This window comes from Roseinatronobacter monicus, from assembly GCF_006716865.1.
Lineage (GTDB): Bacteria > Pseudomonadota > Alphaproteobacteria > Rhodobacterales > Rhodobacteraceae > Roseinatronobacter > Roseinatronobacter monicus.
Genome location: NZ_VFPT01000006.1, coordinates 1 through 14023, shown reverse-complemented (window position 1 = coordinate 14023; position 14023 = coordinate 1). Strand labels below are relative to the sequence as shown.

General features: G+C 57.4%; 13 protein-coding genes and 1 pseudogene. 7 read left to right on the top strand and 7 right to left on the bottom strand.

Annotation, left to right across the window (positions count from 1 at the left end):
• Nucleotides 1–187 precede the first annotated feature (187 nt).
• From BD293_RS21745 to ppk2, 4 genes are all read left to right on the top strand, one after another.
• Nucleotides 188–2014 (top strand): BCCT family transporter, encoded by a 1827-nt coding sequence (locus tag BD293_RS21745; RefSeq protein WP_142085899.1) that lies wholly within the window; start codon nt 188–190, stop codon nt 2012–2014.
• Nucleotides 2015–2091: 77 nt separating this feature from the next.
• On the top strand, nt 2092–2505 hold the full coding sequence (locus tag BD293_RS21740; RefSeq protein WP_142085898.1) for a universal stress protein: 414 nt from the start codon (nt 2092–2094) through the stop codon (nt 2503–2505).
• A gap of 96 nt (nt 2506–2601) precedes the next feature.
• Entirely contained in the window at nt 2602–4206 is a 1605-nt protein-coding gene (locus BD293_RS21735; protein ID WP_142085897.1) for an FMN-binding glutamate synthase family protein, read from the top strand.
• Between the two features lie 108 nt (nt 4207–4314).
• On the top strand, nt 4315–5115 hold the full coding sequence (ppk2, locus tag BD293_RS21730) for a polyphosphate kinase 2 (RefSeq protein ID WP_142085895.1): 801 nt from the start codon (nt 4315–4317) through the stop codon (nt 5113–5115).
• A gap of 489 nt (nt 5116–5604) precedes the next feature.
• Here ppk2 and BD293_RS21725 read toward each other — a convergent pair whose 3' ends face one another.
• The 3 genes from BD293_RS21725 to BD293_RS21715 form a co-directional block, all read right to left on the bottom strand.
• Nucleotides 5605–5841 carry a DUF6429 family protein gene (locus tag BD293_RS21725; protein WP_142085446.1) on the bottom strand — a complete coding sequence of 79 codons (237 nt, stop codon included), beginning with the start codon at nt 5839–5841 and terminating at the stop codon, nt 5605–5607.
• Between the two features lie 39 nt (nt 5842–5880).
• On the bottom strand, nt 5881–6138 hold the full coding sequence (locus BD293_RS21720; protein ID WP_142085893.1) for a WGR domain-containing protein: 258 nt from the start codon (nt 6136–6138) through the stop codon (nt 5881–5883).
• 238 nt (nt 6139–6376) lie between these two features.
• On the bottom strand, nt 6377–6685 hold the full coding sequence (locus tag BD293_RS21715; RefSeq protein WP_142085891.1) for a hypothetical protein: 309 nt from the start codon (nt 6683–6685) through the stop codon (nt 6377–6379).
• Between the two features lie 555 nt (nt 6686–7240).
• Here BD293_RS21715 and BD293_RS21710 point away from each other — a divergent pair.
• Nucleotides 7241–7744, top strand: a complete 504-nt coding sequence (locus tag BD293_RS21710) for a hypothetical protein (protein WP_142085888.1) — start codon at nt 7241–7243, stop codon at nt 7742–7744.
• Here the strand turns inward: BD293_RS21710 and BD293_RS21705 are convergent, their stop codons facing one another.
• Nucleotides 7745–8704 carry an IS1595 family transposase gene (locus tag BD293_RS21705; RefSeq protein ID WP_142079320.1) on the bottom strand — a complete coding sequence of 320 codons (960 nt, stop codon included), beginning with the start codon at nt 8702–8704 and terminating at the stop codon, nt 7745–7747.
• Nucleotides 8705–8786: 82 nt separating this feature from the next.
• On the opposite strand from BD293_RS21705, the gene BD293_RS21700 reads away from it, so the two are divergent.
• On the top strand, nt 8787–9809 hold the full coding sequence (locus tag BD293_RS21700) for a Mu transposase domain-containing protein (protein ID WP_142085886.1): 1023 nt from the start codon (nt 8787–8789) through the stop codon (nt 9807–9809).
• A 35-nt stretch (nt 9810–9844) separates the two neighbouring features.
• Nucleotides 9845–10627 carry an IS21-like element helper ATPase IstB gene (istB, locus tag BD293_RS21695; RefSeq protein ID WP_246086342.1) on the top strand — a complete coding sequence of 261 codons (783 nt, stop codon included), beginning with the start codon at nt 9845–9847 and terminating at the stop codon, nt 10625–10627.
• 84 nt (nt 10628–10711) lie between these two features.
• Here the strand turns inward: istB and BD293_RS21690 are convergent.
• From BD293_RS21690 to BD293_RS23000, 3 genes and pseudogenes are all read right to left on the bottom strand, one after another.
• A pseudogene (locus BD293_RS21690) lies at nt 10712–12316 on the bottom strand (ParB/RepB/Spo0J family partition protein); the annotation flags it as partial.
• A gap of 113 nt (nt 12317–12429) precedes the next feature.
• A complete protein-coding gene (locus BD293_RS21685; RefSeq protein WP_142085882.1) occupies nt 12430–13563 on the bottom strand; it encodes a helix-turn-helix domain-containing protein in 1134 nt (377 codons plus the stop codon).
• Between the two features lie 203 nt (nt 13564–13766).
• Nucleotides 13767–14023 (bottom strand): hypothetical protein (locus BD293_RS23000; RefSeq protein WP_211841114.1); only part of this gene is annotated, 257 nt, incomplete at its 5' end.

Here is a 14023-nt window from a genome sequence, read left to right as displayed (position 1 = left end):
GCCCCCTCTATGTGTCGCAAATCGGCAAATAGAGGGCGCTTTCACCCCCCCCCCCTTGCCGCCAATGCTTCGCAAGGATGTTGCAATGTGTTTGAACACATCAATGGCGCGGAAGACGCCAATCACAATTATCGACCAAGGGATCAGGAATTTCCGCTGACCCGAAACACAACAGAGAGGGACAATCATGGCCATAAAGCCACCGTTTACGGATGTTGATATTCCAACAGCCGAGCAGGGTTTCTATGAGGGGCATTCGATCCCCATCGCGACCATCTCCAAGGCCATCATGGTCGGGATCGTGCTTTGGGCACTGATCTGGCCATTATCAGCCGGTGCGCAGCTTTCCAGCTTCAAATGGACGTTACTCGAAGGGTTCAACACATTCTACGTGCTTTCTGTCGGCATGTTCACCTTCTTTCTGTTTGTGATCGCGCTTATCCCGCAAACAGGAAAGCGCGTGCTCGGAGAGGAAGGTGAAAAACCCGAATTCTCGACCTTTTCATGGTTCGCGATGATGTTCGGGGCCGGTCTCGGTGTCGGGCTGATGGTTTTTGCCACCGCCGAGCCATTGGGGCTTTGGGGGTCGAACCCCGAAACCGTGACTGGCAATGTCGAAGGCAACACGGTCGAAGGCCTGCAAGCAGGATACCGCTACACGTTCCTGCATTATGGCTTTCACGCATGGGCCATCTATGTCGCCACTGGCCTGAGCCTGTGCTACTACGCCTACACACGGGGCATGCCGCTGACTATCCGCACTGCCCTGACACCGCTGTTTGGTCGTTTCATCAACAGTCCGTTTGGCCATGTGGTCGATGTGGTCGGGGTCGTTGCCACGATCCTGGGGGTGTCCGTGACTATCGGCTTCGGGGTCAGTCAATTCGTGGACGGGCTGTATGCGATCACCGGTATGGAATGGATGATGAACATGACCGGGGATGCACCTGCACCCGCGACAGTCGGGCTGATCGCTGGATTGGTCGTCATCATGGGCCTGTCTATTCTGTCTGCCGTCTCGGGCGTAGGGCGCGGGATCAAGTGGTTGTCGAACGCCAATCTGGTGATGTCATTCATCCTGATCATGACTTTCGTCATCTTCGGGTCGTTCGTTTTTGCCATGACAACCTATGGCACCGCGCTGGTCGACTATATTCTGAACTTCCTGTACCTGAGCTTTGGTGCCCACGCCCCGCAATCTCTGGAAGCCTTTGCCGCCGCACCTGCTGTGCTGCAATCGGGCCTGAGCGGTGAGGATCTTGCTGCGGTATATGGCGGGGCAACCAATGCCTGGGGCTCGCTTGACGGCTTCCGCGACAGCCTGCCAGCCTCAATGGCAGAACTACCCGCCGAAACTTCGGCGGCGCTTTATGCCGCAGGCACCGATGGCCGCCTGTTCGGATGGCAGGCCGGCTGGACCACCTTCTACTGGGCATGGTGGATTGCATTTGCGCCATTCGTGGGCCTGTTTCTGGCGCGCATTTCCCGTGGCCGGACGATTCGCGAGTTTGTGCTCGGTGCCGTCATCGCGCCATCACTGGTTTGCTTTGCCTGGATGACCATTCTGGGTGGCACTGCAATTGATCTGGAATTGTCAGGCGTCGCCGATGGCAGCATCATCGCTGCCTCCAACACGGCAAAGCTGTTTGTCACCCTCGGTCACATGATTGATGGCGGTTTGTTGACCGGGATCACGATCATGAGCGTGGTGTTGATCCTGACTTTTCTGGTCACGTCGGCAGATAGCGGCATTCTGGTCATGAACACCATCATGTCCGGCGGTCAGGCGGAAACCGGCATCCGCCACCGCATCATCTGGGGGGTCATCCTGACCGCGGTGATCGCTGTGCTTCTGATCGCGGGCGGTGGTGGCATGGATGCACTGTCGGATGCCATGATCATCGGCGCGCTGCCGTTCACGATAATCATGGTGTTGATGTGCATCTCACTGGGCAAAGCGCTGTTCAATGACCACCGGCGCACAAAGCATGGTGTCGCTGAACCAGCAGAATGATCAAACGCTCTAATGCAAGGCCGGGCGCAGACAATCTGTCCTGCCGCCCGGCCGGAACCCCACCAAAGGAGGTCTGAATGTTTTCAAGGATAATGGTGCCAATCGATCTTGTTCACCGCGACACTCTCAGAAAGGCTGTTGATCTGGCTTGCGGCATGGCACGCGATCACAAGGCAGAACTATGCTTCGTCAGCGTGTCAGGAGAATTGCCATCCGAGATAGCGAAATCTTCCAGCGAATACGGCGAAAAATTGCAGGAATTCGCGGACCGCAAGTCTGAAGAATATGCCATTTCGGCAACAGCGCTCAACCTTAGTTCAGCCGATCCAGAGGCCGAGGTCGACCGGAAGCTGTTGTCTGCAATCGAGCAGGTCGGCGCCGATCTGGTCGTGATGGCCAGCCATCAACCCGGCTTGATGGAATATATCTTTTCTTCGCATGGGGGGTATATTGCGGCCCATGCCAAAGTGTCGGTTTTCGTCGTGCGCTAAAGAAAACCGCATTGGGCAGTTTACTTGTGCCCAATGCGACCCAGTGCTTTCGATCAGACACGGCCAGGGCACCAACAGCAAGGGAGGGCTGTTTATATGCGCTTTATTCCATTGGCTCTTTGCCTGTGCCTGATCCCTGTTGCGGGTTTGTTTACGATCTATCAGCCGTTTTGGGGCGGAGTGTTGGTTGCGCTGGCGGCCTGCGCCTCGGCCATTGGCGTTTATGATTTCACACAAAACAAGAGCGCGGTGTTGAAGAACTACCCGCTCTCGGCGCGGTTGCGATTTCTGTTCGAGCATTTTCGCCCTGAAATCCGACAGTATTTCCTTGAAAGCGACCACGAGGAAACCCCGTTCTCGCGTGAGCAACGCGCCTTGGTTTATCGCCGTGCCAAGGGGATGGAGGGGCTGCGCCCCTTCGGCACGCTTCGAAATGTCAATGAGATCGGGCATGAATGGATCAATCACTCGATGGTGCCCAGCCATATCGACTCGCAGGATTTTCGTATTCGTATAGGGGGGCCGGATTGCCAGCAGCCTTATATGTCATCGGTGATGAATATCTCGGGGATGTCTTATGGAGCGCTATCGCCCAATGCGATCGAGGCCCTGAACAAGGGCGCAAAACTCGGCGGTTTTGCCCACACCACTGGCGAAGGCGCGATTTCACGGTTTCACCGCGAGCATGGCGGCGACCTGATCTGGCAAATCGGCAGCGGATATTTCGGGTGCCGAAACCTGGACGGAACATTCGCGCCTGAGAAATTCGCGCAGACTGCGGCGGATGATCAGGTCAAGATGATCGAGATCAAGCTCTCGCAAGGGGCCAAGCCCGGTCATGGCGGCATTTTGCCCGGCGCGAAAGTCTCCGAAGCCATCGCCGAGGCGCGCGGCGTGCCTGTCGGGCAAGACTGCATCAGCCCCGCCGCACATTCCGAATTTTCCACCCCATTGGAATTGTGCGCCTTTATTGGCCGCCTTCGTGAACTGGCACGTGGCAAGCCGGTGGGTGTCAAACTCTGCGTGGGCCACCCGTGGGAGTTTTTCGCCTTCGCCAAAGCCATGCGCGAGACCGGTAGCATCCCCGATTTCATCACCATCGACGGATCAGAAGGCGGTACCGGCGCGGCCCCTGTCGAATTCGCTGATCACCGTGGCGCACCCATCCGCGAAGGTGTGATGCTGGTTCACAACACATTAACCGGCATCGGGCTGCGTGACAGGATAAAGCTGATCGTGTCAGGCAAGATCATCAGCGCTTTTGACATGTGCCGCCTGTTCGCGCTGGGGGCAGACGGCTGCAATGTCGCGCGCGGGTTCATGTTCGCCATCGGATGCATTCAGGCGCAGGTTTGCCATAGTGGCAAATGCCCGACAGGGGTCACCACGCAGGAGCCGGGGCGCTACCGCGCCTTGGTCGTCGATGATAAGTTCCAACGCGTGGCCAACTACCATCGCAGCACCTTGAACGCGCTGAAAGAAACCATCGAATCCGCAGGACTTGGCGCACCTGCCGATCTGTCGCCACATCACTTGATGATCCGCGTCAACAGTCGCGAGGTACGCTCGGCCGCCAGCCAGTATCTGTGGGTTGACGCGGGCGAACTGGATCGCACAGAATTGTCGCACCCGGCCTTTGCCAAATATTGGCCGCAAGCGAATGCACAAGGCTTCGCGCCTGCTCTGACGCTGGCGTCGTGAGCCGTGACGTCCCCCGTACAGAGTGTTTGGCCAACATGGGCTGCGCTCCACAGAAGCGGCACGAGACACCCCGAACCTGGGGTTGTAACATTTACGAAGGGAAACTCGATGGGCAAATCTAGGAAAATCAGCAACAAGAAATACGAGGCCGAATTGCAGCGGCTGCAGATTGAGTTAGTCAAGCTGCAGGAATGGGTCAAGCAGACGGGCCAGCGCGTGGCGATCATCTTCGAGGGCCGCGATGCCGCTGGCAAAGGCGGCACGATCAAGCGCATCACCGAAGCGCTCAATCCGCGCGTCTGTCACGTTGTGGCCCTGCCAGCCCCGACCGAACGCGAAAAGACACAGTGGTATTTTCAGCGCTATGTGGCGCATCTGCCCGCCGCGGGCGAGATCGTCATCTTCGATCGCTCCTGGTACAACCGCGCCGGGGTTGAACGGGTCATGGGGTTCTGCACTGATGACGAATACCGCGAGTTCCTGCGCAGCTGCCCCGAGTTCGAGCGCATGCTTGATCGCTCAGGGATCCAGTTGATCAAATACTGGTTTTCCGTCAGCGACGAGGAACAGGAGCGCCGGTTTCAACAGCGCCTGACCGACCCCACGAAACAGTGGAAACTCAGCCCGATGGATCTGGAAAGCCGCAAGCGCTGGGTCGAATATTCCAAGGCCAAGGACGAGATGTTCGCCCATACCGACATCAAGCAGGCGCCGTGGTATGTGGTGGCCTCGGATGTCAAGAAACACGCGCGCCTGAACTGCATTTCACACCTGCTGTCCCAGATCCACTATAAGGAGATCAAATCCAAGCCCCTAGTACTGGAAGAGCGCCCGCCGCAAGGCCCATATGTTCGCCCGCCCATGGATGATCAGACCTTCGTGCCCGAAGTGCATCTGAACCACCTTTAAGGTGCGCTATACACAGCCCTCGCCGCTTTCCCGATCACGGCCTTGTGTTTGGCAGCAGTGTCAGTTCAAGCAACGAGAAGTGCAGTCTCAAGCCTCATATCCTTAGCGAATGGGTTTTTTGAGCAGAAGTAGAGCTGGGTGCATTTGACAGCACGGTTCTGCTGCGCCGGATACGAATGGCCGCTTCGGTGAACACTGGGCGCCAGACCGACTGGCAGCAAAGGGCCGACTGCCGCCGCTCGAGAATCGCATGGAGACCGGCCGCTTTCATGATATGCTGCCTGCGCAATACCGTAAACTCGTACGCCATTTTTCGCCTCTCATCTTGATTGTCGCGCGGCAGACAGTCTTGCATCAGCTGCGAAATATCTGTGCGCGATGCAGCGCCCGGTAGAGTGGTCGCTCTTGATCGCTGCCTATCAGAGGCGGGCTATCGCGGCGGGATCTTCCGAAAAGCTGCACGACCAGTGACGTGCTCAACGCAGCCTGTCACTCCCGCTTCTCCTTGCTAAACTCGCGCGCGAGAACAGCCCGCGCATGCGCGATGCCTTCAGGTGTCAGGGAAAGTGATTTCGCCTTGTTTTTCGGATCGTAAATCAGGCCCTTCTCGAAAAGCCTGTCAGTTATGTTCCAAGCGACGCCTTTCCAGACCCGATCGCCATTATGCAGCGTGAGGCTGAGGATCGCGAGGGCCGCATCATCTATTTTGTCGGTATCGAGCGTCATAATTGTTTTTAAGCTTCAGGTTGTGTCGGCATGCGCAGCTCACGCATATCCCCGCCGCTTTTTCACGCATGCGAGCTTCATAAGTGCGGTCACAGCCTGCCCTTCATCTGCATAGGGCTCGGTCATCATCTGCCCGCGATATCCGATCCGGCCCCATTCGCGCAAAAGGCTGGCTCCACCGAACAAGTCAGGCTGGACGCTCATCCGATAGAAGCGGCGCATATTGCGCGCAACATCTATCCGACGCATCTGCAGGTCGGTCGGGAACACCTCGAGCTGGGCAGTGGTGTCAAACATTTCATGATCCAGTTCATGATCGAGCGGGGGTTGGACCAATATATCAGGTGGACGAGCCCGCTTCTACCATGTTTGTAGCCCAGTATGGTGTACGGTGCGGGCATGAGCGGCTATAGTAACTTCAGGAACATTATGACGAGTGTGCCTAGCTTTTTGGCCGTGATAGTATTTCCCTGAAGGCCGGCTGTGTCCATCGCAGGTTGGCTGCGGGCACCCCCCCCTGCCCTCTCGCGCAGTTTCAAAACCGATTGGAATCAATCCAGCGCGACATCAATTCGCGGCTGCGGAAGCATTCATCGGGAACGGACCGCCGCTTGGCCCGTGCGAGCCGCTCGGCGAATGAGACCTGTTTCGATGTGGGGTAATCGGATGCTGCAGGAATCATTCGAGACTGCGCATCAATCCACTGGCTCAGCGCGCGTCGATCCTGCTGGACCTCCCAAGGCAGGATAACCTGATTTCTCAGGGCCAGTTTGCGCGCGAAAATGAGCTGCTTCTCGGTTGCCGGAAGAGCGTGCGGTCGGTCCAGCGTTTCGGTAGTAGACATGGCAATGCCCCCAAAATTGATGAGATTGATTTATGGCATAAAATCGAGAAGTTTTCAATGATATTGTGTCTTTTTGCAGCGCTGGCACCATATATGGTATGCGGAATCGTATATATCCATATCGCCCACGCGCCCTGCCCTACTTTCAGTCATGAAGGCTGAGATATGCTCCACGTCATTCTGCCGAGTTGCGATCCGGGCAGGTTTATTCGTTTGCACAAGCTGTTGAGCCGTTTGCTGTGCTCTTTGTCCGCGACACGGCCAAGCCCCCTGCCCTTTCACTTCGCGTACGGTTTCGAGAACACGCGTGTTGAGCACACGGCTGAGACTTGTGTCGACCTAGCAAGCGACGTGCCGATCATCGACGGCACGCGCCACTGTTGAGCGACAACCACCTTGGCCGGTAGCGACAACCATCTTGGCCGGTGGCGCTGATCGGAGGGCGGGCTTGCCCGCCTGGAGGTCAGCGCCACCGGCCAAGATGATTTTGGGTTAGGTGCTGGTCGCTGCGGGTTGATAAGCCGGAAGCCTCTACGTTCCAACGGAGGACCCCGGTTGGCCTATCAATCCATCACCGACCAGCAATTGAGATTATACATGACCGACCTCAAAAATCACAGCCAATGCACATCAGCCGCCCGTGCCGTGTTCAGCGAAAGAACCGCTCGGCGATTTGATGCAGATCCAACGCCCCCTTCACAGCGCAAGATTGTTCACGGGCGTACAGTATCCGATCCTCTTGAAGGGTATTGGGAGAATGACATCCTTCCTGTTCTGGAGAACGACAATGCCCTGCAGGCCGTGACGTTGTTGCGTCACCTCCAGGGTCTACATCCTTTGGCTTTTCCAGATGATCGCATCCGCCGAACCCTGGAGCGAAGGGTCCGGCAGTGGCGCGCGCTTAAAGGCCCGGAGCGCGACATCATTTTTCGCCAGACACCAGAGCCAGGCTATATGGCACAGTCCGACTTCACCCATGCAGCCGAGCTGGAAGTGACCATTGCAGGCGCACCATTCCCGCACCTGCTTTATCATTTCGCAAGGCTCAATTGGCGTTAATTATGCGTGCCTTGAGATAGGCAGGATTCCTGCGGCGGCGGCGAGTATCGCGCGGGGAGTTTGGTGTTTTGGAATGACTGCAAGTTGAAACCAGCGCAGGTAGCTGTCCAAGTACTTGGTTGCGATGCCGCGATGGCGCCGCAGGAATGTCTTGAGCCGCTCATGTCGACTGTTCACGGTTTGAATGTGCAACTCCCCGCGAACACGTTGTCCTGCAGTCTGGTTGAGGCTTTCATGGCTGATGCCCATTGCTGCTGCGCAAGGCGGGTAACTGGTGCAGCCATCAGTGACCAAGAGCGCATCAGGATCGAGAAGCGGCTGCAAAACCGCCTGCAGATGTGCGGCCGTCACTGCTGGCAAGACAGCACTTATGGTGGTGCCGGATCGGTCGGCTGCGACCAAGACCGGAACCTGCTCCTCCGACAAGCCGCGTTTGGCGGCCTTGCCGCCACGTTTACGGGCCTTACGATCAAGGTTTCGTTCACCTTTTCGGCTGCTCAGAAAGAAGGTCTCGTCGGCTTCGACGATGCCGCGCAACTTGATCGCCCCAGCCGTCACCGCCCGAAGAAAACGATGACGCCAACGAAAAGCGGTCGTGCGCGCCACCATGCAACGCTCAGCGGATACCTTTACCGTTTCGCCGTCACGTAACGAAGCAGCGAACTCTGCCCAACGGCCCTTGTGGCGCAGGCGCGCCAGCGGAGTACCGGTCAACGCGTTGAAGGTTTTGCCGCAGCCTTTGCAAAAGAACCGGGAAAGGCCACTTGCATGACCCCTGATGATAGCTCCTTCTGAAGCGCAGTGCGGGCAGATACGGTCCTCACGAACCTTTGCCTCAAGGAGATCGACCACCGCCTGCAATGACGGAGACCCAGAAAGGATCCGACTCGCCTCGGCGCGCTGGTCCGGCGAGAGGTTATCCGTCTCATTGAGCCAAACCAGAAAGATGTCGTGGTCCATATATACCCCTCCACACAGTATGTTCACTATATGTTCTATCGCACATGGGCACGCATAACAAACGCTAATTGAGCCTTTCGCAATGGTCTATAGCCGCTGGGAACATGTTGGTGTTGTCTTGGGCGGGGAGAGCTTTACGGCCTTGGCCGAGAACCTCCAGCAGGCGTTGTGGGCCTTGGGGGGTGTTCCACAAAACCATCGTACGGATAGTCTTTCAGCCGCATTTCGAAATCTGACGCGTGACGAGTGTGAGGATATTACCAAGCGCTATGAAGCGTTCGTCGGTCATTATGGTATGGATGCCAGTCGCAACAACCGTGGTGAAGCCCATGAGAATGGCGCCGTGGAATCGCAGAACCGTCACTTGAAGAAGGCCATCGCACAGGCACTGATCCTGCGCGGCAGCCGTGATTTTGCATCTGTGGCCGAGTATCGTCGTTTCATTGATATGCTGGTGGCGCGGCGCAATCGACAGCGTATGGAAGCGGTTGAGGTAGAACAGCTGCATCTTAAACCTTTGCCGCCGCGGCGCACCACAGACTATACGGAAGTTATCGTGCCGGTCACAAGAATGGGCGGCTTCAGGGTCAAAAGCATCTTTTACAGCGCGCCGTCACAGCTCATCGGGCAGCGTTTGCGCATCCATCTATATGATGACCGCCTCGACGCATTCTTGGGCAGCACCCTTGTCGCAACGCATCCCCGTGGCCGAGGCCGTAACGATGGCCATCGTGTCCATGTCATCAATTACCACCACGTTATCCATGCCTTGAAGCGCAAACCACAGGCTCTTTGGAGCTCGATCTACCGCGATGGCCTCTTCCCCCGCACCGAATACGCGCAGGCCTGGGAAGTGCTACAGCACAGCCTGCCGCGACGCGACGCCTGCCGCCGCATGGTCGCTCTGCTCTTTATTGCCCACGATCAAGCCTGCGAAGCGGAATTGGCACGTCTTCTTGCTGACGATCTCGGCTCTGGTTTGATACCGGACCCAAAGACGCTCGCGACACAGCTCACCCCTAAACACGCGGTGCTGCCAAAGGATGTTGTGGTTTCTCATCCGTCGCTGGACAGCTTCGATGCGCTGCTGGAGGTACGCGCATGACCTCCCGGGAGATCGACATCCACACGCTGCCCAGCATGCTGAGCGCCCTGCGCTTACCCAGCTTCCACAAGCTATGGCAGGAAATCGCCACACGAGCCGATACCGAAGGCTGGCCGGCTGCGCGCTTCCTGGCCGTGCTGGCCGAATACGAACTCGCCGAGCGGGACATGCGCCGCATGCGCCGTCATCTGAATGAATCCCAGCTCCCAGCTGGAAAGACTTTGGCAACCTTCGATTTCAAAGCTCTGCCTACCTTACCACGCGCCCGGGTCGAAGCTCTGGCTGCGGGAGATTGGTTGGACGGCGGCGCAAACCTGATCGCCATTGGCAACTCCGGCACGGGCAAGACCCACATTCTCTGTGCCATTGGCCATGCCCTGATCGAAGCAGGCCATAGGGTCTTCTATACCCGGACCAGCGATCTTGTCCAAAGACTGCAAGCCGCACGTCGGGATCTGGTGCTCGAAGCAGCTTTGGCCAAGCTCGACAAATTTGACCTGATCATCCTTGATGACATTACCTATGCCCACAAGGATCAGGCCGAAACCGGGGTGCTCTTCGAACTGATTGCCCGGCGATACGAATATCGCAGCATCGCCATCGCGGCCAATCAGCCGTTCAGTGGATGGGATCAAATCTTTCCCGACAAAGCCATGACCGTCGCGGCCATCGACCGACTTGTCCACCATGCCAGCATTCTTGAGATGAATGCGCAAAGCTTTCGCCAAAGAAGCGCTGCGGCCAACATGAAAATGCAAAACGAAGCCTCAGCGACAACCAAAAACGACAACCAAGAAGAAGGAAAAAACCTGACCTAAAGACAGTAAAAAACACAACCCCGGCGGCCGCTATAACCGGCCAAGGTGGTTGTCGGCACCGGACAAGGTGGTTGACGCGCTACACGCCACGGCACTGTCTTTCAGATCCGGTGCTTGCGCAGGCAAATAGACCTGCCGGACCGAGGCCTCAAGACAGCCGCCGGACGCCGTCCCCGCGCTGTGGAACGTGTCACCCACCAGCTTCATCAAGAGCAGCGTGAGTGCAACATCGGGAGACCGGCCAAGGGCCTCGCGCAGAGCCAAGGTGCGATGCGCAGTCAGTTCCTGAACCAACCGCTCGGGCAGTGGCGTCAGAGCACCATCATCCTCGTCCTCCGGCAGACCAGCCCCGAGCGGCTGCCCGCCCGATGTGATGATGGTCCCGACATAGGCCTCGGCATCACTGCCATCGTGGCCCAAAGCCGAAAGCCCGCTATCACCCCCCTGCCCCATCTGCACAGCGCCAGCCTCGCTGCCATCCTGGACCGTGGTCTCTGCGCGCGGCTCATCTTCAGAGCGGACATAACCGCGGTAAACTGACAGCCGGCCCGAACGGTCAAGGGTCACAAAGGCCCCTGCCCGCGTGACCTCGCACGGATCGAAGATCAGCGGCCGCGCCTCGATGGCTTCCATGGCCTGCTCGAGCTCTCCCAGACGGGCGTCGACCTCTTCGGGGATTTCATCGTGACCGGCATACTCACCCTCGAGCGCGCGGTACTCAGCCAGCAGCGCAGCATGGGCTGCGCTCTCCTCATCGCTCATTGGCGCCGGATCACCGGACAACCGCCGCAAACCGTGGCTGTAGCCATAGGGCAAGTCGAGCGCGACCTCGATCCACTTCCAGCCCTCGGAGGAAATCGCCTCGGCCTCGGCCTGCAACCGCTCTGCGACAAGCCGATCGAGCAGCGCCACATCTTCAAGCCAGCCGCCATCATCGCCCTGAAACAGATCGCGCAGAACCGTGCCGCCTGCGGCTTCATAAGCCTCAGCCCCGACAAAGACTGCACGCCGATCCGAGGCGCGGACCGAGGTTTCCGTCAGCATCCGCCGGATCTGAAACGGCTCTTTGTTCCACGAGGATGAGATCACATCCCAGACCTGCATCTGGCGGGCGTGATCGGGATTGACAGTGAAGGCCATGAGCTGCTCGAGGGTCATGCCATCTTCGGCATAGACATCCAGAAGGGCAGGGGCCACAGAGGCCAGCTTCAGCCGCTGCTTCACCACTTGCGGCGTGACAAAGAAGGCCGCGGCAATCGCTTCATCACCTTGCCCCTTCTCGCGCAGCATGACAAAGGCGCGGAACTGGTCGAGCGGATGAACAGCGACGCGCTGCATATTCTCGGCCAGTGAATCATCTTCCGCCAGAATGTCAGACCCAGCCTCGCGCAGGATGCAGGGAATGGGCGCTGTCCTGGCCAGGCGCTTCTGCTTCACCAGCAAAGCCAGCGCCTGAAACCGCCGACCGCCTGCGGGGATTTCACACATGCCGGTCTCGGTGCTATCATCATCCAGCACCGCCCGGACGCTCAAGCCCTGCAGCAATCCACGCCGCGCGATATCCTCGGCCAGTTCCTCAACAGACACACCGGCCTTGATGCGCCGCACATTGGACTGGCTCAGCATGAGCTTGTCGAAAGGGATGTCCTTGGATGCGGACAGGGTAATTTTTGAGGCAGATTTCGCCATCAGATCATCTCCACAACGGGCGCCGGAAGCCACTCTCCCGATCTCACTTCCCGTCACCCTCAAACCAACAACCCTTTCACTCTCATGGTACTTCTTGACCGCGGTCAAGAAGCTTATGTAGGAGCAAGTTGTGTGCGTAGGATCCTTACAAAATAAGCGCCAGGGTTTCTGATCGTGTCTGCTCTTGCTAACAGGTAGTCGAAGACGAGAAGCAGTTTGCCAGCGCCAGCTTTCTGGATTCCATGCCTCAGTTCGTCTTGGTTTATTCTTAGCAATCGACCGAGGTCGTATAGAATGCGGGTAAGGGCGTCTCCTGTGCGTGGAGGTTCTGGGAAAAATGCCGCAACATGGGTGAAGTCTTCCCATGCCATGCGTGCTGTGTCTCTGTTGATCGTGGGTTTGGTTTTTGCGGTTTGTTCACCGCGATTAACCATAGCCGTAGCAATCTGTTTAATATCTTTTTTTATAGACTCTATCTGCCGGACATTTTGTCCGTTTGTGGCGGGCAGATCGTTGGATTCTGGTGCATGAGGTTGGTGTTCGACAGCTTGGGAATTGTCTTCGAAACCAGCTTTTGCTGCGGCATGGTGTTCACCGTAGCTTGCGTCGGTACTGGCTCCGAGGGCCCTAAGTTCTGAGATAACGTTCAGGACTGTATCAACGGTTAATGTTGCTCGACGCAGGACATTTCTGATCAAGTTGAGGGTAGACAGCTTTGCTTCATCGAAGCGTGTCTGTTGGAGAAGCGAAGCACGTAGGGCTAAAGCCTCAGCTTTCAGTGAGCGCAAGCGCTCGCGTTCTTCGGTGAGCTGCAAGGCTTGTGTCGCGAGCGCGTCGTGCCTTTGGATCAAGGGCTTCAGGTCGATACCGAAGGCATCTCTGATAACGCCTCCATAACGCAGCGGAAAGCGCTTGCCATTTGCTGAGCTCTTTCGCTCGATCAGTTCAGCAGCTAAGAGGCGTCCTAGGCTGCGTCGAAGTGTTCTCTCGTCGAGCCCATTGGCGCGCTCTGACAGAGAAGCGTTCGATGGGAACACGACAGTGAGCGTAAGTCGCTGGCTGTCCTGAATCTCGCGTTCTTTGCGGGGCAGGAAGCTAATGAGCGCGGTCAGAACGGCGAGGTCATTGGCTGTGAGACCGAGCTCCTTCTTCAGTACGCGAACGGGGCCCAGAAGCTCATAGGGGTTAGGGCAGGGCCAAAATGTCCGTTCCGCCAAGGCGGTTGTTGTTTCAGTTGCATGTCTCATGGTGTTTCGGAAGAAAAAGCTTCCCCGTTCACCGCAAGCGGTGTTGAAATCAATTCGTTTTGGGGGTATCAATCAGGTGTCGAGACTGATTGAGGCCCTTCGGAAGCATCGCTTTCGGGGGGTCTTTCTTTTTCTAGCCGGTCCTCCTTTCGTTTTCTGCTCGTTGCTTTTGATGTCTTGACCGCGGTCAAGACACGGGGTCGTCACTCTGGCCTGTCTTGACCGCGGTCAAGAAGCTCCGTGATCAGCTTCCGGACTGCATCCTCAACACGAGGGACAAGATCAGCGTCCACATCGATGGTAATGCGGTTGCCTTTTCGGCCGATCTTCACGCGCTCACTGGGATGTGCCTTCTGCGTCGACGTTTTGGTGGCAGTCAGCAAGGTAACCGCCGCTTCGAGACGGTCGGGGCCCGGGATGTTGCGAGGGATTTCGTCTGCAACTTCTCGCGCTCTCGCGA